The organism is Edaphobacter modestus (assembly GCF_004217555.1).
Taxonomy (GTDB): Bacteria; Acidobacteriota; Terriglobia; order Terriglobales; family Acidobacteriaceae; genus Edaphobacter; species Edaphobacter modestus.
Genome location: NZ_SHKW01000002.1, coordinates 403,870 through 425,274, shown reverse-complemented (window position 1 = coordinate 425,274; position 21,405 = coordinate 403,870). Strand labels below are relative to the sequence as shown.

General features: G+C 57.3%; 17 protein-coding genes and 2 pseudogenes. 7 read left to right on the top strand and 12 right to left on the bottom strand.

What is annotated here, in order from left to right; translation table 11 throughout:
- Positions 1-112 precede the first annotated feature (112 nt).
- From BDD14_RS27640 to BDD14_RS27610, 7 genes are all read right to left on the bottom strand, one after another.
- Positions 113-760, bottom strand: a complete 648-nt coding sequence (locus tag BDD14_RS27640; RefSeq protein ID WP_130424211.1) for a response regulator — start codon at positions 758-760, stop codon at positions 113-115.
- Positions 761-1,034: 274 nt separating this feature from the next.
- A complete protein-coding gene (locus BDD14_RS27635; protein WP_130424209.1) occupies positions 1,035-2,306 on the bottom strand; it encodes an NAD(P)/FAD-dependent oxidoreductase in 1,272 nt (423 codons plus the stop codon).
- A 134-nt stretch (positions 2,307-2,440) separates the two neighbouring features.
- The gene (locus BDD14_RS27630) at positions 2,441-3,388 is read right to left on the bottom strand and encodes a 3-hydroxyacyl-CoA dehydrogenase (RefSeq protein ID WP_130424207.1); all 948 of its coding nucleotides are present in this window, start codon (positions 3,386-3,388) and stop codon (positions 2,441-2,443) included.
- Positions 3,389-3,433: 45 nt separating this feature from the next.
- On the bottom strand, positions 3,434-4,375 hold the full coding sequence (locus tag BDD14_RS27625) for a 3-hydroxyacyl-CoA dehydrogenase NAD-binding domain-containing protein (RefSeq protein ID WP_130424205.1): 942 nt from the start codon (positions 4,373-4,375) through the stop codon (positions 3,434-3,436).
- Between the two features lie 141 nt (positions 4,376-4,516).
- Positions 4,517-5,917 carry a CoA transferase gene (locus tag BDD14_RS27620; RefSeq protein WP_207231909.1) on the bottom strand — a complete coding sequence of 467 codons (1,401 nt, stop codon included), beginning with the start codon at positions 5,915-5,917 and terminating at the stop codon, positions 4,517-4,519.
- 764 nt (positions 5,918-6,681) lie between these two features.
- The gene (locus BDD14_RS27615; RefSeq protein ID WP_130424201.1) at positions 6,682-7,332 is read right to left on the bottom strand and encodes a YbhB/YbcL family Raf kinase inhibitor-like protein; all 651 of its coding nucleotides are present in this window, start codon (positions 7,330-7,332) and stop codon (positions 6,682-6,684) included.
- An 82-nt stretch (positions 7,333-7,414) separates the two neighbouring features.
- On the bottom strand, positions 7,415-7,627 hold the full coding sequence (locus BDD14_RS27610) for a hypothetical protein (RefSeq protein ID WP_130424199.1): 213 nt from the start codon (positions 7,625-7,627) through the stop codon (positions 7,415-7,417).
- A gap of 478 nt (positions 7,628-8,105) precedes the next feature.
- On the opposite strand from BDD14_RS27610, the gene BDD14_RS27605 reads away from it, so the two are divergent.
- On the top strand, positions 8,106-9,716 hold the full coding sequence (locus BDD14_RS27605) for an MFS transporter (RefSeq protein WP_130424197.1): 1,611 nt from the start codon (positions 8,106-8,108) through the stop codon (positions 9,714-9,716).
- A 441-nt stretch (positions 9,717-10,157) separates the two neighbouring features.
- Here the strand turns inward: BDD14_RS27605 and BDD14_RS27600 are convergent, their stop codons facing one another.
- The 5 genes and pseudogenes from BDD14_RS27600 to BDD14_RS27585 form a co-directional block, all read right to left on the bottom strand.
- Positions 10,158-11,570 (bottom strand): MFS transporter, encoded by a 1,413-nt coding sequence (locus BDD14_RS27600; RefSeq protein WP_130424195.1) that lies wholly within the window; start codon positions 11,568-11,570, stop codon positions 10,158-10,160.
- A 75-nt stretch (positions 11,571-11,645) separates the two neighbouring features.
- Positions 11,646-12,215: a hydrolase gene (locus BDD14_RS27595; RefSeq protein ID WP_130424193.1), complete on the bottom strand. Its 570-nt coding sequence runs from the start codon at positions 12,213-12,215 to the stop codon at positions 11,646-11,648.
- Between the two features lie 100 nt (positions 12,216-12,315).
- Positions 12,316-13,389: pseudogene (locus tag BDD14_RS27590) on the bottom strand (DUF4158 domain-containing protein); the annotation flags it as partial.
- A 57-nt stretch (positions 13,390-13,446) separates the two neighbouring features.
- A pseudogene (locus BDD14_RS35080) lies at positions 13,447-13,578 on the bottom strand (helix-turn-helix domain-containing protein); the annotation flags it as partial.
- A gap of 72 nt (positions 13,579-13,650) precedes the next feature.
- Positions 13,651-14,079, bottom strand: coding sequence for a recombinase family protein (locus BDD14_RS27585; protein ID WP_479724025.1), 429 nt, complete (start codon positions 14,077-14,079; stop codon positions 13,651-13,653).
- A 369-nt stretch (positions 14,080-14,448) separates the two neighbouring features.
- Between BDD14_RS27585 and BDD14_RS27580 the strand changes: the two genes are divergently transcribed.
- The 6 genes from BDD14_RS27580 (at position 14,449) to BDD14_RS27550 (ending at position 21,085) form a co-directional block, all read left to right on the top strand.
- Positions 14,449-14,781, top strand: coding sequence for a PadR family transcriptional regulator (locus BDD14_RS27580; protein WP_130424191.1), 333 nt, complete (start codon positions 14,449-14,451; stop codon positions 14,779-14,781).
- An 11-nt stretch (positions 14,782-14,792) separates the two neighbouring features.
- Positions 14,793-17,516, top strand: a complete 2,724-nt coding sequence (locus tag BDD14_RS27575) for an ADOP family duplicated permease (RefSeq protein ID WP_130424189.1) — start codon at positions 14,793-14,795, stop codon at positions 17,514-17,516.
- A 1,007-nt stretch (positions 17,517-18,523) separates the two neighbouring features.
- Positions 18,524-18,997: an ArdC family protein gene (locus BDD14_RS27565; protein WP_130424187.1), complete on the top strand. Its 474-nt coding sequence runs from the start codon at positions 18,524-18,526 to the stop codon at positions 18,995-18,997.
- Between the two features lie 6 nt (positions 18,998-19,003).
- A complete protein-coding gene (locus BDD14_RS27560) occupies positions 19,004-19,387 on the top strand; it encodes an ImmA/IrrE family metallo-endopeptidase (RefSeq protein ID WP_130424185.1) in 384 nt (127 codons plus the stop codon).
- Positions 19,388-19,520: 133 nt separating this feature from the next.
- A complete protein-coding gene (locus tag BDD14_RS27555; protein WP_130424183.1) occupies positions 19,521-20,375 on the top strand; it encodes a RepB family DNA primase in 855 nt (284 codons plus the stop codon).
- 311 nt (positions 20,376-20,686) lie between these two features.
- On the top strand, positions 20,687-21,085 hold the full coding sequence (locus BDD14_RS27550; protein WP_130424181.1) for a single-stranded DNA-binding protein: 399 nt from the start codon (positions 20,687-20,689) through the stop codon (positions 21,083-21,085).
- The last annotated feature ends 320 nt before the right edge of the window (positions 21,086-21,405 follow it).

Genomic DNA, 21,405 nt, shown 5'->3' with positions numbered 1-21,405 from the left:
TTCCATCGTTGTAGCTTCATAGCCGATCTCTGCGAAGAGCTCTGCTAGCAACGGCGCGGCTCGCCAGCGCGACAGTGCCGATTTTATGATTCGCATGGTGACCTCAACATACTCAGCGTATATATGCAGGCACGGTGATCTGCACTGTCCTAGCTGGTATTCCGAAGCCGGTTTGATCCATATCGGCCGCCGGCCTGACCATCGCTAGCTGCATCACATGATGGCAGTGGGGGCAACAGCATTCGGTGGCCAACAACTTCGCGTCATGGAGGCGGTGAGGAAACGTCCTAAAACACTCTGGGCATGCGACCGCAATAGTTGCAAGACAGCCACGGTGGATCGGCACACCGGGTATCCAGATTGGTGCCGCGACGCGTACGGAATGGCGCGTCACCTCATCCTTAATGGCACTCAGTATCTCGAAAAGTTGAGCCACGCTACTTGTGCCTTTGGCATAAAACGCATCGGCTGCAACTCCTTGAGGAATGGCCATGCCTGAATAAGCTCCGCTCATCGCGATTACGGCAATCGCAGGAAAGCGCCGTCGCACAATTGATAAAAGTTCAAACCCCGACATGCGAGGCATGTTTAAATCCGAAATCAGAATATCCGGAACACGATCGCGTATTGTCGCGAGTGCCGCAAACCCATCTGAGGCCGTTCGAGCTGTACAACCGCACTCTTTGAATATCTCCGAGATCACGTTAGCAAGCAGCGGGTTATCGTCGACCACCAGGATATCGGTCACTTCATTCCTCACTGTTTCCTCCTAACATCGCTCCGCGCTTCAAGATTGCCGTCCGCCTACCGCGACTGGAGATACCGAATTTTCAGTTCTTCCCGCGCGAGGGTCAAAAGAGACAGCTGAGTCAACTGCTAACTTCTCCAGTATCCGGATGTGGCGCTAGTCCGCAGCAACTCTCACGGCGCCTATGAAACAGGCTGCGCAGCCTTTAGCAAATAATTGCTTAGGGCTGGTGCCGTTCCCTCTTCCCCATTTCTACGGGACGATCAAGTTTTAGATCAATTGTCCATCAACTGCCTGACCGCTGTCGGATGATCAGCCGATCACCGCGCTTACCGCTCAGATAGGTCCACACCCATTGCAGAAAGACGCTGAACCTCAAACTGGTCTCGGCCAGGAATTGAATGTGGATGAGAGCCCATACGAGCCATGCCACAAAGCCGCTGAACTGGAATCCGGCGCTCTGCAGCACCGCGAAATTCTTGCCCACAACAGCAAGATTGCCCTTATCGAAATAACGAAATGGTGGCAGTGGAGGTTGGCCAGCCGCCATGCGGAAGATGGAAGAGGCTGCATATTTGCCTTGCTGCATCGCGACCTGCGCGACCCCGGGGAGCGGCCGTCCGCCCTGATCGAGCGATGCTGTGTCTCCAACGACAAAGACGTCCGGATGGTTGGGCACTGTAAGATCGGGCTGAATTCGAACGCGCCCCGCACGGTCCACTTCACACCCAAGCCATTTTCCCGCCGGCGAAGGAGCAACACCGGCCGTCCATACTACTGTTTTTGCCTGAATGCGCTCATCTCCAATCACCACGCCATCTTCGTTGATTGTCTTAACCGGCTTTCCCAGACGGACATCGATACCAAGCGACACCAGGTGCTGCCTCGAGGCTTCAGACAGCTTCTCCGAAAAGGTGCCAAGAGGGCGGGATGCCATATCCGCAAGAACGATGTGGGCCGACTTCGGATCGATTCGACGGAAGTCTTTTCGTAGTGTGGTTCGAGTCATCACTGCAATCGCGCTCGCCATCTCGACCCCGGTCGGTCCTGCGCCGACCATCACAAAGGTCATCAAAGCCTGGCGCCGTGCCGGATCGTCTTCGATCTCAGCTTTCTCAAAGACCTCCAGTAAATGGTTCCGGAGAGATTCGGCATCCGCGAGGCTCTTGAGTCCCGGTGCGAACGCGGCGAACTCGTCATGACCGAAGTAGCTGTGAGTCGCCCCAGTCGCAAGAATCAGATAGTCATAGCTGATCCTGATTCCGACCTTGTCGTCGGCATCCACGATCACCTGCTTTGAAACTGAATCGACCCCGGTCACGTCACCCAACATCACCGATGTATTTGCCTGCTCAGCCAGGAGGCTTCGGATGGGCGATGCGATCTGACCCGGGGCCAAGACCGAGGTTGCCACCTGATATAGAAGGGGCTGGAAGACGTGATGATTGGAGCGATCGATGAGTAGCACTTCGACCGGAGAGCACTTTAATCCCTTTGCTGCGGCTAGTCCGCCAAATCCGCCGCCAACAATTACCACAAGAGGAGCTTTCGTTGTCATCTCTTTGCTCTCAGATCTTTAGTTTTTGAGACAGTACTTTGCCTTGGAAGATTGCTTCCAGGCTCGTAATGCTTGTCCCGCATTACGAGCTCGTAAGCATGTACTGTCGATTAGGGTGAACTCCGGCTTTTGGGTTAGTGCCAGGCCGGCAGCTCTACATATGCGATGCCAGTGAGGTTGCCTTCCGCATACGCCAACGTTTTCCGGTTTGATCCGTCGAGATTGGCGCTGTAGAGCGAGCCGGCGTAATCCGTGATAAACATGCGACCGCCTTTCAGGTCTAAAGCCAGCCCTATGCCTTCCTCTAAATGGGTGAAAAGGATCTCAGGCTCCTTGCGATTTCCTGGAAGCGGGTCCATGGGCGCACGATTCACCGTGTTGCCACGCGGCGGATCACCGCGGTCGGTCCAATAAAGGTTCCGATTGGCGAGGTCGAAGTCGAGATCGATTGGCTCAGGCAGCTTTTCATAAAGAAGTTCAATGTCAGTGCGATTCGAGGGTGACTGACCTTTATGGATACTGATGTTAGCCCGAAAGATTCGGCCATCACCGGCGTTGGCAGGCCCTTTCTGGGTCCAATAAAACTTGCCGCCTTCAGCGTCCACGGCGATGCCGACACACCATTTCCTCACGTCCTGTCCGGGGCGTAAATCCCCGTGGCTCGTGTCCACGAGAGTTTCGATCTTCGACCCATCCAGGTTTGCTCGCATCACCCGCATTCCTTCGCGGTCTGTCCAGTAGAGCTTGCCGCTCTTCTTCTCGAGTTTGATCTGCTTGGGCGTGAATGTGCCACCTGGAGGAACGATGGTGATGACGTTTTTGCCATCGAGATCCGAGCGGAGGATGGCGCCATCATTCTCTTTAAAATTGCCCATGTTGGTCCAGTAGATGTGTCCGGCGGCGGCGTCGACCACCACTCCGTCCGGCCCTTTGGGGCCTTTGTCGATGAGGGTCCTCAAATCAGAACCGTCCGGGTTTGCGGTCAACACGCGGCCGGCTCCGTTATCCAGGAAAAAGAGGCGCCCGGGCGCAGTTGACTTATCAGCTCCTGCGTTGATTGGTGTTGAAGTTACCGTATTCATGTACAAATCTCCTTGTTGTGTTTTCAATGTCCTTCGAAGCAAAGGCTAGAGACCGGCCTTCGTGCGACTGCTGAGGAGCCCAGTAACGACTTCGTTCTCTTTTGCAGCCAGCTGCTCGACCGTGCGATTGCCCGCTATTTGCAGGACGGCGTCGATGACGGTCTGCTTCAACTCCGGCGTAATGTCAGGGGTGCCGAGAGCCTTCATCCAGGACTCCATAGGACCCATGATGTGGTCCATAAAATGCTGAATCCCGCCCTGCCCTCCGCCGAGGTGCCACTGGAGGCTAGGTCCCATCACGCCCCATCGAGGTCCGGGCCCATAGCTCACTGCGATGTCGGCATCGGCGACGCTCAGTACGCCCTGCTGAATTAGGTAGAGCACCTCTCTATAGAGAGCCGCCTGCAGCCGGTTGGCGACGTGACCGGGAAGCGCCTTAAACAGACGAATCGGCTTTTTCCCAATCGACTTATAAAACGCCATGGCCCTCTCGATCGTTTCGGGCGACGTTTTGGCTCCGCCTACCACTTCAACCAACGGAATGACGTGAGGCGGATTGAACGGATGTCCGATCACACACCTCTCGGGACGCTTGCACCCGGACTGGATAACATCCATCGTGATGCCTGAGGAACTTGAGGCGATGATCGAGCCAGCAGGGGTGGCATCGTCTATCTCTGCGAATAACTTCACCTTGAAGTCAGGGCGTTCGGGTCCGTTTTCCTGAACAAAGTCCGCTTTCGCGAGCGCCTGAGCCATGCTTGGCGCGAAGCTCAACCGGGCACGCGAAGCGTTGGGGGACAGGCCGCTTTTGCTGAGGATTGTCCAGGCCTCGTCAACATACTTGCGAAGATTAGCCTCCGCATTCGGCGCGGGGTCGGTTGCAACTATGCTGAATCCGCGGGACAGGTAATAAGCCGCCCAGCTTGCACCGATGACTCCTGTGCCGACTATAGCTATATTCTGAATCTCTTCGATTTTTGCCATAATAATTCTCCTTGTTGTTTGAATTTCTCAGCGAGGGCCGCAAGAATTACGATTGCGTTCCCTTGACCGCCTACCTTTGCCTGCACGCTCTCTTGTCAAATCCGACTGATGGCGGTCCGAAATGGAATACGAATATCCGAGTCAACTCCGCCACTCAGGTTTGTTCGATCCTCGCGGAACGAGCACGGTCCTAAACGATCCGGGTGATTTGGACAGGTAGACCTGCTCGTCGAGCCCCTGGTAGGTGCCGAGCGGAGTCTCTGCGGTGAACACATCCGGGGCGACATTGGTCCGTTCTTCCGTGGAGCCGGCCGCCGTTTGCGCAAAAGTTTTATCGAAGAGGCCGAGCGACAGCTGCCAGAGCACAGTGCGAGTGAGCGAGACAACAACCTTGTAGCTTCCTCCCTCCACGGCGCGCCTGCGCAGCGCTGCGAGAATGCCCACAGTGCCGAGCCAGCCCACAACGTTGTCGCAGATGGGCTTAATAGGCGGCTGCTTCGGACTGGCGAGAGACCCTTCGGCAGCAAAAATACCCGCCACCGTTGCACCAGTCTCGTCAAAGCCAGGCCGGTTCGACCACGGCCCTGTTTCTCCGTGAAGAACGATGCTGGCGTGGATCAGTCCTGGCTTTTTCGCACATAATTCTTCCGCATCCAGCCCGTTGGACTTCGAATAGCCAGGGCGTTTGTTTGCGAAGAAGATGTCGGCATCCTTGAGCAAGGTATCGAATTTGGCGCGATCTTCCTTAGAGGAGTCCAGAATGGTAGAACGCATGCCAACCTGAACGTCCCAGAAGAAGGCCTCTACTTCGGCGTTGTCAGGCCTCCAGATATTCAGGACGTCGGCACCATAGAAGGCCAGATCCCGCCCCATTCCAGCGCCAGCAATCACATGGCCCATTCCGAAGGCCCGAATGCCGTCAAGTGGTGCTTTGGCGTCTGGCTTGAATGGAACAGGCTCGCTTTCACCGATCTTCTCGACGGAGATCAGGGGCATCTTCGCAAGCACTTCGGTGTACTGCAGCTCTTTGCTGAACTCTTCAAATGTGCGAACTTTGCCAAGGATCAAACCCTCTTCCGCTGCAGCGACCTCAAGGTCATCGGCGCGCCACTGCAGAATGGAATTCTGAAGTGATTCGAGGCTGTCGCTGCAACGGAAGAACTTGAGTGCGCGTTGATGCGCTTTAGGATAGAAACTCAGACACGTGATATGCCGGCCATCACGTGTCTCACGGAAGAGGGGAAACTTTAAGAAGGGACTATTTTCAAAGACTCCCATTGCGGGAGAGCGCCCGTTTATGGTCTCCCAGATCCCATCGAAGAAGCCGCTGAAGCGTCGATACGCCTTTCGGATGTCGACATGAATGTCCTGGCCCTGCCCGGTTCGGTCTCTCCAAATCGCCGCGGCAGCAATGGTTTTTGCGGCAAGTCCTATGCCTGCCGTCGTAGCAAACCGGATCCGACTGGGAACGATCGGGTCCTGGCCATAGAAAGTTAGTTGCCCACCGCTGTCCGCGGCTGACATTCCCACATCTGCAAGCACTTGATTCACTCCTGCATGTAAATCAAAATCCGAAGAGGTGGAGGGATTGCTTAATTTGTCGACGATAGTCTCAGTCAAATGAGATGAGGCTTGCGTTTCTTCCTTAATCGCGGATACAGATCGCATGTCTAGACTCCTGGATGATGTGAGTGCAACGTGTTTTTCTGAAACGCTACGCCTCGTCTCAGTTCCGGACGCCCGTTGGATGCGAAGGCGGTCTTTTGTCGTTCGAGATCCAATGAGTTCAACGTAGCTCCATAATCGAGGTCCACCTCGACTTTATGAATAAGACAATATGTCACTGGACACCCTTGATCTATTACATGTTTATGGCAAGCATGATGTTGAGCTGATGGCGCAGATTTGCAGTTATGAGCACTTCAAAGACAGCCGGGCTTGCACCGAGGTACGTCCCCGACCCAGTGAAAAAAGACGCTGAACCGCAAGCTGCCCTCAGCCAGAGACTGTATGTGGATCAATATCCAGATGAGCCAAGCAAGGAGACCGCTCATCATCACGTACCGCTATGCAACGCGTCAGAATTCTTGACGACTTCGGCGAGGTTGCTCTTGTCGAAGTAACGAAAAGGAGGACGCTGTGATTCCTTGGTCACCTGCCGAAAGGATCAGCGCACCATTCCCAGCAGTGGAGCTTTCGCCGATCCGAGCAGTCCTCAATGAATCGCGGAAGGGTCCCATAGGAACTCGATGAGGCGTTCCATGAACGTCTCATCAAATGCGAACCTTCTGTGCGTGTCGGGAAGTTTACTGCAAGAGGTCGTGTTTAGACCTTTCCAGTCGGGGGGTAAGCGTATAGGTGCCCGAGATCTTGGCCTGCGCCAGAATATGGCCATTCAGAGCTTCGCGGACGTTGGTGCCTGTGAGATCACCCTTCACTTCAACCTTAGCCACGTCGATAGCGTAAAGGGTAAATATGTAATGGTGAACGACGGAGTCGTTCCAGGGGGGAGCGGGGCCGTCGTATCCAAAGTAGGTGCCCTTCATGTTGGGGTCGTTCGCGAACCAACCTGTAAAGTCATTGATACCTTGCCGCAGGCCGTCAGGAGCCTCGGGGCCCTTCTTGCCGCGCGCCGTTACTCCGTCGCTGTAACTGCCAGCAGCAATTTGTCGAGTCGCAACGGGAATATCCAGGAGAAGCCAATGAAAGAACTCAATACGAGGAAGAGAAGCGGGAACCTCGCGGCTCTCCTGGTTTACGTCATCGGGTCGGCTGGGGACATCCACGTCATGGCAGATGAGGACGAAGGATTTAGTGGGCTCGGGAACATCTTTCCACTCGAGTTGGGGATTGCGGTTCTGGCTGAACGCGAAGTGGTGGATCGGATCAATCCGTCCGAAGGCGAACTCGGCGGGTATTGGACTCCCGTTTTGAAAGCTTTGACTGCTTAGCTGCATGGAGAATTTTCCCTTTCGTAACTTCCGTTGAGGCGGGACCGGTCAGACTAAAACTCGGCCAGCGGTATCGGGATAACTATTCTCATCCGGCACGATTGTCTTTGGCTCGTCGCTCGTCGTGCATAATGTTTTTTTCGAGAGCTTCCATCTCACTCTTAAGCTGGATAAGGCGAATGGCATCGCCGAATCCGCGATGTTCCTCAGTCTCGATTATGCTTTTCTGACGCTCAAGTTCGGCAAGTTTGTTTTCTTCTCCCGAGAACTGAGTATCGCCGATTTCAGGTTGCGGCTTCATGAACGATGCTCCACGTCGAGAAGTACGAATCCTATAAACTTCAAAATGCCAACCGCAGTGAGTTCCCTAAACCTCGATCAGACGCTTTCATACTGCGGACACTCGATTGCTCGATCGAAACATGGAATATCCACATTGCCCGGCAGATGCGACCGCTAGTGCCAGATACCACCTAAAACTGGTCCTTGAAAAAACTCTATAACCAAGAACCTAGCCGTGCGATACCAGCTTTATGTAATAGGCGCAGTTGCTGCGCTGTATCTAATATCACGACAAGCTAGAGATCGATGACCGAGGTTCTTCAAGTCGCCGTCGTCAGTCCTTTGACCGTGGGTGCTGACGCGGTTCTATGTACCATCTTCATCCACCCTCTGGCTTTCACCGTGAGACAAGACCGCCCGGGCTCGAATGTGGGCACAGCAGGATTCGAACCTACGACTTCCACCGCGTGAAGGTGCAAAGAAAAGGGCCTTTCTAAATGACGACCTCAGAGACCCCAGGTCAATCTCCCCCTTCAAAACCGGTTCAGCCCCAATCCACCACCAACCCATACGTAGGAATTTTGGCGGTCTTCTTGGGCGCGGGGCTCGCTACACTGAGCAGCCGATTACTTAGCGTCGGTCTCCCCGATCTTCGAGGCGCCCTCGGCATAAGTTTCGATGATGCCTCCTGGCTTCCAACCGCATTCAACATGGCGACGATGTTCAGTGGCGTATTTGTCGTCTTCGTAAACGCCTTCTGGGGTCCGCGTAGGATTCTCCTGCCCGCTGCTGGGATCTTCGCGGCAGCATCTTTTCTGCTCCCCTTTGCGCCGAACTACCAAGTGATGTTGGCGCCGGTGATCGTCGCAGGCCTCGCGTCAGGCACCTTCTACTCCCTCACGATGACCTTCGTCTTGACCAACCTTCCGAAGCGGCTGATCATCTTCGGGATTGCGGCCTATGCAGCGGACATCGTCTTCGTCAGCAACTTTGCATCTTTGCTGGAGGGATGGTACATCTACTATCTTTCCTGGCGCTGGATCTTCTGGACCGCCGCACTATTCACCCCATTGATGATGGTCTGTGTCCACTTCGGCATTCCACATCGGACCAATACGGAACCAAGGCCGAGTTGGCGCGGATTCACTTACTTCAGCTTGAGCCTTGCTCTTTTATACGGGGCTCTGGATCAAGGACAGCGGCTGGACTGGCTAAACTCCGCTACGATCGTCGGCATGCTCGTCGCAGGACTCTTTCTGTTTGGGGCAACCATCCTGAGACGTCTCGTCCAGCCCAATCCAATCGTGAATCTAAAATTCCTGAACACCCGGAACATCATCATCCTGGCCACATCCATCTTCGTGTTCAAGTTCATGCACCTGGCCACGATGGTGCTTGTACCAGGCTTCCTCGCCAACATTCAACTCTACCGGCCGCTGGAGACCGGACATGCGCTTGCCTGGGTGGCCCTACCGATGTTCGCGATGGTGTGGGTGGCGGCAACAATCATCATCTACACGAACTCGCGGCCGGTCCTGGTCCTGGGACTTACCATGTGCGGGATATGCTGTTGGCTTTGGTCCCGCGTGGATACTTCGTGGTCAGGAAATAGCTTCGAAATAGTGGAGCTTCTGCTGTCTCTCGGATTGGCAGGCGCATACATCGGTTTGGTCGGTAGCATTGTCTTAGAAGCGCTCGAATCGGGAGCGCTGACAAGCGCCTCCAACGTCGCCACATACTCCGGCTTCATGCACCTGATGAGACTCTTCGGCGGCCAGATCGGCGTAGCTGCTATGACTCGCTTCATTGCCGTGCGGGAGCAGTTTCACTCCAACATGCTGGGACTTTATGTACAAAGGGGGAGCTGGCTTACCGATCAACGGTTACGGATGCTGACGGGCGGAGTACTGTCGCGGTCCACGGATGGGCTAGAGGCACAGCAACGTGCAGCCGCTATTCTTGGCCTGCAAGTGCGGGCGCAGGCCTACACGCTGGCGACGTCAGATGGATTCGTCCTCATCGTGTGGGTGGTGATTGCCTATCTCCTACTAATGCTGTTTCTAAGGCCAGGCAAGATCACCTTCAATGACCTTAGCAAGATGCAATGAATCGAGCCTCGATATAACCGAGGCGGAGCGAGTTCTTCGGTCTGCGTTGGCGCTCTCCCGATTACCAGTACGCGCTGTCCCTTACCAAGACTGTGCAGCGGCGAACACTCAGACCCTTCGGCATGACTCCGGGCACCTCACCAAGGTTCATCCACTTGGTAGCCTGGCGTACAAACGAACTTTGGAAGATGCTGAATCGTTAAGGGCTGGTTTGAGCGGTTGCTGTGAGTGGGTTTGGGGAGAAGAGTGTCTCAAATAGGTATCGTCCCAATTTAGATGGATATCTACATCGCTCGGAAATGATGGCACATATGCTTCTTGTTTCTGGCATTCGGCGAAGACATTCTTTCATGTTGATGCAATCTCTCCTTATGTCGTCATTGTGGCCGACTTGAGAGAGCGATCAAAATGCTCAGTGAAAACCTCACGGTGCACCAGCGGTTAGCCGATGTAACCGCGCGGAAGCGTTCTGTCGAAGATAGTTCCGACGAGAAGAACTACGCTCAGCGCTCCCATAACCAGGGCGAGGTTATGGAGGCCGTGGTCGGTCGCGTGGCGACCGTACATGAGACCGAGAAGACTGGTCGAGGTCATCGCGCCGATATAAGTCGCCGTTCGTTGCAAGCCGGAGGCAGTGCCGATCTCGTTCACCGGCGCCTGGATATAGACCGCTGCCTGCGTTGCGGTGGATGCTAGACCAGTCGGCAGGCCGAAGAGCATGACGGCCGCAGCGATCATCCACACAGGCGTCTCGTGGTTGATAAGGAACAGGCACAAGCAGCCGATCAGGGCTGCTGCGGTGCTCACGATGAAGGGGGTTCGGATTCCCTTGGTGCGCGCGCCCGCGAGCGACGCCACAACGGCTAGGACGGACATCGGCAGTGTGACGAGGCCTGCTCTGGAACTGCTGAAGCCAGCTCCGGCCTCAAGCCATTGAGCAAAGCCGTAGAGGATGCAATAGACGATCAGCAGGATCGCGGCAATACGCAGATAAGTCACAGTCAGAGGGCGGTTGCGGACCAGCATGCGCACGTCGATGAATGGCTGCTTTCGGCGCAAGGAGTGAATGACCAGCATGACTCCAAAAACGGCGGCAACAGGCAAGACCAGCCACATGGGATGGTCGAGATTCATCAGGAACAGCATCAGGCTCAACAGAAAGGCCGCGAACAGTGCGATGCCAATCAGATCAAGTTCCTCCAACAGGAGCACAAAGCTGCCGGCGGGTTGCTCATCTTTGGGAACCCACAGTAGAACGAGGAGGATGGTGAGGAGCGAGAGGGGAAGGTTCACCGTGAAGATCGAGTGCCACCCGAAGTATCCGGTCAGAACCCCGCCAAGCACAGGCCCGATGGCAGTCGTCGCGGCCCCGGCAAACGACATAAAGCCCATGGCGAGACGCGGCGGGTCCGCACCAATACGGTCAGCCTGCGTGCGGAAGATGCGCATCGCAGACGGATAGGCCCCCGAGGTTCCTATTCCGAGCAAGACACGGACAGCGATCAGCGTGCCCAATGACGGAGCGATTGCCCCGGCCATGCCAGCGACCGCCACGACACAGAGCGAGAAAAGATAGACTCGGCGCGGACCAAACAGGTCCGCCAGGCGCCCCATCGCGGGCTGGGCAATGGCGCTGGTTAGATAGAGGCCCGCGATGAGCCATCCGGTCTGAGTCACGCTCGCCTGATAGTCCCTCGCGATCGCTACCAGCGCCGTTGAAATCATCGTCGAATTGATCGGATTTAGCGTCGACCCGAGCGCGAGCGGCGTGACGAAACGAAAGCCGAAGTCTGCGTGATGCCTTGAAGAAGATTCATTTGCCTGCTCGACGTCGGTAGCCGGATCGAGGCTCACGAGGGCTCCAAACGCCGGATCAATTCGACGGTGGAAACGAGGGATGCATACCCCCTTCCGATTTCACTGGACACCTTAAGCAAGGGCAGCGATGACCTCATCGGTCTTCCTTACCCTCGCCAGACGCGGAAAGGTCTTCTCGAAGGCGAAGCGGTGCTGATCAGCGTCCTGAGCAGAGCAGGCGTCCTCGACAACCACAAAGGCGAAGCCGAATCCGGTGCCCTGGCGGGCGGTGGATTCGACGCCGACGTTACTGGAGATACCGGTGAGGACAACTGTGTCGACGCCACGGCTCTTGAGCTGTTGCTCAAGGTCTGTGCCGGCAAAGGCGCCCCAGTGGCGCTTTGTGATGAGGATGTCGCTGGGTTGGAAACCCGCGGAAGCGGCGATCTCCGAGGCCACAGCGGGTATTGGCTTATCACCCATGTTGTGCGGCTCGTCGACTTGAAACTTTAGCAAATCATTCAGGTCGACGCGAACATAAACGACCGATGCGCCCTTGGCGCGGAAGGCTTCGGCAAGTTTTTTTGAATTTTCAACGATCTGAGCGGCGGGATGGGGCGCAGTATTCATGCCGACGATAGCATTCTGCAGGTCGATGATGACGAGAGCGGTTTTTTTTGAGTCGAGATTCAATGAGTTCAACGTAGCTCCAAAAATTGAGGAGACCCTCGACTTAATATCTAAAATACGAAGATGCCCTCGATTTTGTCAAATTCTGTACGGGGAAGCCGCAACGATGATGGATCACCTCAAACAACCGCCAGCGGACCTCGGCATCCCGCAGTTCAGGGTCGATCAGCATGCGGCAGGCAATGGCCAGAGTCGCCGCGGCCTGGTCAAGATCCTTCAGCGTACGCAGGCGTGATTTCTTGTCGGCCTTGACGGCATCACCAAACAAATCTCGCAGCAGGCCTTCGAGCACCTCCAGCGCGTCATCGAGTGCGGTCGCTTCCAGGCAATACACGAAGGCAACCAGCGTGGCCAAGCGGCGTGGGTTCGGTAAGCGCAGAACCGCACTTGCCTTTGCGGCACCGGCAAAACGCGCCAAGGCTGCTATCCTAACCGCCGGGATGTGCGTGGCCGGCGGCAATTTGATGCGTAGTTCGCGCACCGAGCGCAGACGCAGCAAGGCTTCAATCAACGATGGACCGCTCACGGTTACCGGTCCCGTGCGCAGACGGTCGAGTTGCGAACCGCGGCTGCCCGCTGGCACGGCCAGTAAATCTTCAAGTTTCGTCTGTTGTTCCTTGCCAATGCCATCGGCGAGAGAACGCCATAGCCTCTCCTCGACCCGACTGCGCAGGCGAGCGATATAACGTTCAAGGGTCGTACAACCTGGTAGCAGCACCTTGTGCATCACCAGCCATGTAGTCGCCCGCTCAAACAGCACACTTGGCCGATCGGTTCCTGTCCAGCACAACGCATAAAGCCAGCGGGTAAGACGGAAGGCTGCCCTCTGCTCGGTGATTTCTACATAACCGTAAGCAACGCGGATCTCCGTTGCATGCAGCCAGCGCTGTTCGCCGGCACTGTAAGTCAACCCGCCTTCCCCAACGTTCATGCACAGTTGTTTAGCCAGCGTGTGAAGTACCACCGCGGGCACAGCCATCGGATCGTCAAGAAAAGTGCCGAGGTAGCGGACCGTGCTGAGTTGCACGGCGAAGCCGAGCCGGTTGTGGTCGCCGCGCTTTTTTGCGATCACCGCATGATCGGCATCGTCCAGATGAAAGTAGCGGGCGAGGTCGTCAAGCGAAGGAACTCCGGTGTAGCGGCCATAGTTCTCGCGCTGTTCGTTCGAGAGGAAGCTAACAGGCATCGTGCTTTCCTTTTCCTTAGCTTCCAGTTGGATGGAAACACAGCTCTACGCACCGCTTTACGGTTTGGCCAGATGAATTGCCCAGATTCGCTTGACCTGACTTGCGCTCGAACCAGTCAACTCGGCAGTTCGCTGGATGGTTTGACCGGCACCGCGCAGCGCAACGATTCGTTGATGGTTGGCGATGTCAGGTGTCCGGCCGGCGTATTTGCCTCCGGCTTTGGCGAGCTGGACCCCTTGGCGTTGCCGCTCGCGGCGCGTCTAATAGTCGTCCCTGGCCATTTGCAGTGCCAACTTAAGAAGCAGCGCCTGTACCGACTCCAATACGATTTTTGCGACACCATCGGCCTCGGCTGCCAAGTCGGACAGATCGACCAGACCCGGAACGGCCAGCTTCGCCCCCTTGGCCCGGATCGACTGGACCAACTGTTCCGCCTCCGGGAGGGGAAGTCGGCTGATGCGGTCGATCTTTTCAGCAACAACGACTTCGCCGGGCTGCAGATCACCGATCATTCGCAGTAGCTCAGGTCGGTCGAAGCGAGCACCTGAAGCCTTTTCCCGGTATACACCGGCGACGTAGTAGCCGGCACCCCGTGTGCTCTGCTCAATCTCCGCCTGACGAGTGAGATCCTGCTCTTCCGTGCTGACGCGCAGGTAGATGCGGGCGACTTTAATGGAAAGGCTAGCCAAAATGGGTACACATCAATCGACCTACTCTAAACCATCTAGCCAACACGAGCGAATGCCAACTCTACTTGGCTACCCCGATTTTGGCTATTCATCTTGGCTGCGAGGATGGTTGCAGTCTTTCAACCTGAAAAGATCACAAGTAAACCAGAGATCACAAGCAGGTCCAGGTGATGGTCCAGGAGAAAGTAGTAACCGTCGGACGTGCGATCGCTGAAGTTCGCAAGTACGGATCTAAAGCGGTCGAGGCACTGCGGCCCTAGGTCGAGAAGGCAAAGGCCCCCTCTTTCTTCCACAATTTCTTCCCCCTTGCGCTTCGACAGCACGCTCTGTTAGGTTGCTGTTGTCGAAGTAACAGGGGAGATGTGAGTGATGGGCGAGAAGAGATTGGAGCTGCCGCAGGGGACGCTGGACCTGCTGATCCTGAAGACGCTTGAGCTCCAACCGATGCATGGGTGGGGGATCTCGGAGCGGCTGCAGCAGAGGTCGCGGGATGCGATCCAGGTGCAGCAGGGGTCGCTGTATCCGGCGCTGCACCGCCTGGAGCGGCGCGGATGGATCAAGGCACAGTGGGCGATCAGCGAGAACAGCCGCAGGGCGAAGTTCTACGAGCTGACGGCGAAGGGCAGCAAGCAGCTTGCGCTTGAGGCGAGCGACTGGAACCGGTTGGCGGTCGCGGTGAGCGAGATTCTCCGCACGACTTAAGGAGCGGGCGCATGGGTAACGATCTGCTGTATCGGCTGCGGGTGTTGCTGGGCCGCGAGAGGTTCGACGGCGAGTTGGACGAAGAGCTGGCGTATCACCTGGAGCGTGAGGCGGAGAAGCATCGCCGTGCGGGCGTGCCTGAAGCTGAGGCGATGCGTCGTGCCCGTTTATCTTTTGGCGGCGCGGAGCAGGTGCGGCAGCAGGTTCGCGATGGGCGCGGCGTGCGGCTTGTGGATGATGTTGTGCGTGACATGCGCTTTGCGCTGCGGCAGTTGAGGCGCTCGCCGGTGTACACGCTGACGGCGCTGGTGACGCTGGCGCTTGCGATCGGCGCGACGATTACGATGGTGAGCCTTGTACGCACGGTGCTGCTGGCTCCGTTGCCGTATCCGCAGCAAGACCGGCTGGTGGGAGTGGCGTTTACGCAGCCGGGGCAGCCGGCTAACGATGAGCAGACGGGCGCTACGGCGGACTTTCTGATCGAGCATGCGCGGTCGTTTGCGGCAACTGCGGTGTACGCCGATACGACCTCGGGCGCGAACCTTGCGGTGGGTAATGACAACGCACAGGGTGCGGTGCAGGTCGCGGTGCAGGCGGTCGATCACAACTTCTTTCCGACGCTTGGCGTAGTGCCGGTGGTGGGGAGGAACTTTACGGCGGAGGAGGACCGCGCGACCGGGCCGAAGGCGATCATCCTGAGCTATGGGTTGTGGCAGAGGATGTTCGGCGGCGATCGCGGCGTGGTGGACCGCGTAGTCCACCTGAACGGCGAGAGCTTCGTGATTGCGGGCGTGATGCCGGAGAGCATGGCGTTCGGCAGCGACGATCCGCGGTCGCTGAGTGCGGTGGCCGATGTGTGGCAGCCGCTGAAGCTCGATGAGAAGAACCCGGGATATCCGGGCAAGAACTACAACATGATTGCGCGGCTGCGTGATGGGGTGACGGTGACCCAGGCGCAGGAGGAGGTATCCGCGCTGGATAAGCCGCTCTATGAGAGGTTTCCTTATCTGAAGGATTGGCTGACGGTCTCGAAGGAGTTGCCTGTGTTCGTCGTCCGGCCGCTGCGGGAGGTGATGGTGAGCAATGTTCGCTCGAGCATCGTTACGCTGACGGCCGCGGTTGTGGCGGTGTTGCTGGTGGCGTGCCTGAATCTTGCGGGGTTGAATGCGGCGCGGGCGAGCCGGAGGCAGAGAGAGATGGCTCTGCGCAGCGCGCTGGGAGCTTCGCGGGGTGCAGTGGTGCGGCTGCTGCTGGCAGAGAGTTTTCTGCTGGCAATGTGCGGCTCGGTGCTGGGCATTGCGGCGTCGGTGCCGATGCTGCGTGTGCTGTTGGCCAGTTCGCCGGTTCCGATTCTGCGTGCGGGTGCGAGCATAGCCGCGACTGCGTTGCTGACGCCGCTGCTGGTGTTTGCGGTGACGCTGGTGTGTGGGCTGGCTCCGTCGTGGATGGTGCTGCGGCGCAACACGGCAGCGAATCTGAAGGCGGGGCACACCGTGGGAGCTTCGGCGGCGGATGGGCGTATGAGCAAAGTGTTGCTGGTCTCGCAGACGGCGATTGCAGTGGTGCTGCTGTCGGCGGCTTCGCTGCTGCTGGCGGTGTTTCTGCGGCTGCGCGCAACGCCTTCGGGAGTGCAGCCGGAGCATCTGACGGTGGCGCAGGTGAACCTGAAGGGCGCGGGGTATGCTTCGACGCTGGCGACGACGCAGTTTATCGACAAGGTGCTGGGAAGGCTGGAGCGTGAGCCGGGTGTGAAGCACGTGGCCGCGATAAATGGGCTTCTCCTGGATCGTGGGTTGAATATCGCGATCCCGCCGAAGGGCAAGGACCAGAAACTGTACATCATAGAGCTTCGGCTGGTGACGCCGGGGTACTTTGCTGCCGTGGGCACGCTGCTGCTGGCGGGCCGCGATATTGCTGAGACGGACAAGGCGGGCGGCCCTATGGCGGTGGTGGTGAGCGAGGCATTCGCGAAGAAGCTGTGGCCAGGAAAGTCCGCCATCGGCGAGCATATCGACCGACTGGGCGACACGGTGGGGGGCTCGCCGGTGGTGGTGGGGGTGGTGGGCGATGCGCGCTCGCACTCGCTGGCGGAGCCGCCGGCGCTGTTGATCTACGAGGCGTTTCAGCAGCAGCCGGACAAGACGATGAAGGCGTTGAACGGATGGTTCCGCACGAGCTTTGCGATACGCAGCGCGGCCGATGTCGATATGGCCGCCGGGGCTGAGGCTGCGATTCGCGAGGCGGATGCGGGGATTCCGATCTCGCGCTATACGACAATGCAGGCGATCATCGACCACTCGCTGGCGCGGCCGAAGTTCTTCTCATCCCTGGTGACGGTGTTTGCGGGGTTTGCGCTGGTGCTGACGGTGATCGGGCTGTTCGGCCTGCTGAGCTACCAAGTGTCGGAGCGCACGCGGGAGATCGGCGTGCGAATTGCGCTGGGGGCTACACGCGCGAGGATTCTGGGCTTTGTACTGCGGCGTGGATTGTTACTGACGATGGTGGGGTTGGTGGTAGGCACCGGAGCCAGCCTTATGCTGCCTCGGCTCCTGCGCTCTCTGCTGGACAGCAGCATGTACACGGCCGGTGCGGGAGCCTCGGCGGTGTCGTGGAGTACGGCGACGGCGCTTGCTGCGGCGTGCGGCGCGATGGTGGTGGCGGCGGTGCTGGCGAGTTACTTTCCGGCGCGGCGGGCCTCGGCGATTGAGCCGCTGGAGGCGCTGCGGATGGAGTGAGGTGTGGCGCGACTCGCCGCGAGGATGCAGGGTTGCGTATCTTCATTGGTAAAGAGGAAGACCACGTTTGGCGACTGACGGAAGTGGCTAATGCGAAGCTTAGGAAATAATCCAGCGTGGCACGATCCTCCCCGGAATTACTGGACTGCTGCAAACTGCAGTAATTGCGCAACATACAGACCTTAACCCGGTTTTCCGTTCCACTGCGCCTCAAACCCCAAGTAGCCCTTGAAATCCATGCACCAAAGCTGATTTGGTGCGTTGACCTCAGAGAAGGGCTCCAAGCAAGGAGTCGTCCTGCGCTTCTTCTGCCTGGGATTAGTTAGGCCGGCCCTGTGCGGATGTTGCCGAAGGTGCTTGCTGCCGGCCAGTTCACACGAGGTTGAACCTTCTCCAAGCGTGCCTTTAGCTTCCGTGCTCCCCAACTCGGTTGCTTGCTCCGAAGCGCTAGGATCGCGTTCTCTGAAGTTGCGTGAGAGTCACCCGTCTGGCTTACGGCTCCTGTCCAGAAGCCCCTCCGGACCAACTTCCTTGTAGCCGTTGATCCAACGATAGCCCCGTTGGCCGTGACACCCCAAACTCACGGCAAAGATCCGATAGAGACATCTCCTTCTTTTGGTAACTCGAAAGGAACTGCAGGCGTTGATCCACGATCCGACTCTCTTTCCAGGGCATACCGCATCATCGTGCGTAAGACCAAAGCTGAGGAACCATCAGGGTTTCTCTTCGCTGTAACGCATGTCTTTGGTCTGTTTTGTAACGCAAGTGCTAAGTACGCTCAGGAGCTTCGCTCCCCGCGCGTGCAAGGGGTTTCCCGCAGTCTTCCGCGCTGCGCTTGTGCAGACCTTCGCTGCGCTTGCCCTTGCGTCTCCGCCTTCTGCTCCGCCGACAAGGGTGGGTGATTCCCCTCCCCTTGCGCTTGCTACCCACACCCGGATGGCCGGGGGCCAAGGCGTGTCTGTGAGAACAGCCACGGCCAAACCATTCAAAGCCAAGGAGCACTGAACATGAGCAACGACAAAGCACAGGAACTCACCGCAAGGATCAACGAATCTATCACCGCACTATGCGCCGAGACCGACGCCGCGAAGCAGTCAGAAACTTATCTCGCATGGCTTTCCACCGTGAGCCGCTTTTATAAATATTCGTTTGGCAATTGCCTCCTCATCTGGACGCAAGCACCAGAGGCAACCCGCGTTGCCGGGTTCAACACTTGGAAATCATTAGGCCGATTTGTGAAGAAGGGCGAGACCGGCATCCGCATCCTTGCTCCCATTGTTCGTAAGGTGGACGAGGAGAAAGACGGCACCACGGAGAAGTTATCCCGGCCCTTTGGTTTCCGTTCCGTGTCGGTCTTCGCTCAGGAACAGACGGACGGACAACCACTCCCCGAACTGAACACCAACGCCACAGAAGGGGGCGAAACCCTTCTCCCGCTTTTGGAGAGGGCAGCGGCCGAGCTCAACATCACGCTCGTTTAAAAGGCCATCGCCGGTAGCGCAGAAGGCTATAGCAAAGGCGGTTTGATCGAGATCGAGGAGACGTTAGACACCCCCGCACGTTGCGGAGTAATCGCCCATGAAATCGGCCACGAATTGATGCACCGAACCAACCGCGAAGGCACCACACGCCAGCAGAGAGAGCTTGAGGCCGAGTCCGTATCCTATGCCGTCCTCGCTCACTTCGGTATCCACTCCGAAAGCCGCTTCTATCTTGCAACTTATGACGTAACCGCCGAGATGCTGACCGCTTCCCTTCAGTCGATCGGCAACGCCGCGAAAAAGATTATCAGCCTGATAGAGAACTCAGGCAAACAGATCGAGGAGGGCGAGGGCGAACAGTCCCCCGCCCCGCTCGTCATCCCCGCCTAGACGCGCTCCCTGCCCGCGAGCAAACGCGGCGACCCTTCCCACTAATGGAAAGGGTCGCCCAAACCCCTTTTGCCGGGGCCGTTCCTTCCCCGGCACCCCTCCCACGGTGAAATACATTTGAAGGGTGACGTCGATGGACAAGACCGAATCCACAGTTCGCAACATGCTCACAGCAGTAGAAGCGCCGCTCTACGATGTCGGCGTCCTGAGCGATCGGGGAATGCTTCCCAGTCTCGACAGCATCCCCGCCGCGGCGGTGCTCGACCGGCTTTCGCCACTCAAGTATCGCAACGTTCGCGGCTCCCATATCTATATCCGTCCTTCAGGTGAGCATCGTTTCACCGTACTTGACGACCTCAACGAGGCCACGCTCGCGCGACTCGCGGCGGATGGCTTCAATCCTTGCGCCGTCGTTGAGACAAGTGCCGGCAACTTCCAAGCCTGGCTGAAGCACTCCGCTGTGTTTCCAAAGCTCATCGGATCTTTCGCCGCACAGACGCTTGCCAGTCGCTACGATGCCGATCCAAGCGCGGCGGACTGGAGGCGGTTCGAGCGGCTCCCTGGCTTCACTAATTGCAAACCCAAGTACCGCAAGCCCGATGGTCTCTTCCCTTTCGTTCGGCTCAAAAGTAACAGCGGCGAACAGTACCCAATGGCCGAAGTCTTCGTGCAGGAAATCACGAAACTCTATGAAGAGCGCGAACAGGAGCGCGAGGCGAGACGCCTGCAGGCCTCTCTTTCTCCCCAACGGGGACCGAGGTTATCTAATCTGTCTCTTGAACGTTTCCGCACCTCCACCAAGTACCAGGACCGACCCGCCGCCGCAGACATAGCGTTCTGCGTCGCCGCTTATGCCAATGGCATGACCGAGGACCGTATCGAGCGTGCCCTTGAAGACGACTATTTATCCCGCGATCCCAGCACTTCAAAGCGAGCTACCTACATCCGGAGAACTATGGAGAAGGCGAGGAGATGGGCCGAGCGATAGCATCATTGCTTCGATTCGCCTTGTCATTCTTCCTCCCAGCTTGTGAGTGACTCTTCTAGTTTCTGAGCTGGCTTTTGCTACTCGCGCCATGAGAGAGGTCGTTGAACAGAGCGGCTCCCTTCTAGTTTGCCTTTCTATCTGCGTTCAGCGTGCCGCGCTCAAAGCACCCCCGCCCTTCGGACGCACGCTCTCCTTCCCAGAATCCGCTACGCGCCTCTGCAAGGTGCGGACTCCTGCCCCAAAGCAAGTTTGGGTCCCCTTCCTCAGATTCTGTCCAGTCGCCGAGGGAGTGGGTCGCGACGGCACACCCGTTGGGCAAGCATGTACCGCAGACAGCGGACAAACCAAAAGAAACGGAGCCAGGCCGCCTCGGACAGAACGCAGAAGCCAAAACCGCTCAGAACAACCGCGAGTACGTCGTCCTCAACATCGCAACCCAGGAAAGCTGGAAGAACGACAAAGACGACTACGAAACCCGCACCGAATGGCACCGCGTCTTTGCCTGGAGGAATCTCTCGAAGTTCGCCAAGACGCTCCAGAAGGGGCAGCTCATCACTCTCGAAGGCACTTTGCGGTATCGCGAGGTCGAAGATGAGGTTGAGGGCACCACGTTCAAGCACCGGATCGCTGAGATCCACGCCACCAGCATGAAGCGGCTTTCAAAGATCGAAGCCGCTGATGATCCAGCAGACGGAGCCGGCGACGAGTAATCGCCGGCTTTCAGGTGGATGAGACAGAGAAGGTCTCATCCACAATTTGTTGTCAAGATAGAGGCTGGCTGTGAGATCGAGTAGGCTCAGATCGTCTCGGGTGTGTCAGCGTTGCTGGGTTTGCTCCATTGCATCAACCGAGAATCGTTCCTGGCGACATCGGCGTTTTGCGTTACTATTCCATCGGTGCTATTCGAACTGTCCGGTACACAATGATTCTTGAGGCGTAAGCTCTGGAGAAATGTTGCTCATAGGAGACTGCATGGCTTCAATTACTGGCTTTGGCGGTATATTTTTGCGAGCGGATGATCCAAAAGCTC

Excerpts from the sequence above, each read along its gene's own strand:
- BDD14_RS27615 (WP_130424201.1), bottom strand. The coding sequence starts at position 7,332 with ATGCAGCTAAGCAGTCAAAGCTTTCAAAACGGGAGTCCAATACCCGCC.
- BDD14_RS27625 (WP_130424205.1), bottom strand. The coding sequence starts at position 4,375 with ATGGCAAAAATCGAAGAGATTCAGAATATAGCTATAGTCGGCACAGGA.
- BDD14_RS27555 (WP_130424183.1), top strand. The coding sequence starts at position 19,521 with ATGGACAAGACCGAATCCACAGTTCGCAACATGCTCACAGCAGTAGAA.
- BDD14_RS27635 (WP_130424209.1), bottom strand. The coding sequence starts at position 2,306 with ATGACAACGAAAGCTCCTCTTGTGGTAATTGTTGGCGGCGGATTTGGC.
- BDD14_RS27610 (WP_130424199.1), bottom strand. The coding sequence starts at position 7,627 with ATGAAGCCGCAACCTGAAATCGGCGATACTCAGTTCTCGGGAGAAGAA.
- BDD14_RS27565 (WP_130424187.1), top strand. The coding sequence starts at position 18,524 with ATGAGCAACGACAAAGCACAGGAACTCACCGCAAGGATCAACGAATCT.
- BDD14_RS27630 (WP_130424207.1), bottom strand. The coding sequence starts at position 3,388 with ATGAATACGGTAACTTCAACACCAATCAACGCAGGAGCTGATAAGTCA.
- BDD14_RS27580 (WP_130424191.1), top strand. The coding sequence starts at position 14,449 with ATGGGCGAGAAGAGATTGGAGCTGCCGCAGGGGACGCTGGACCTGCTG.
- BDD14_RS27575 (WP_130424189.1), top strand. The coding sequence starts at position 14,793 with ATGGGTAACGATCTGCTGTATCGGCTGCGGGTGTTGCTGGGCCGCGAG.
- BDD14_RS27605 (WP_130424197.1), top strand. The coding sequence starts at position 8,106 with ATGACGACCTCAGAGACCCCAGGTCAATCTCCCCCTTCAAAACCGGTT.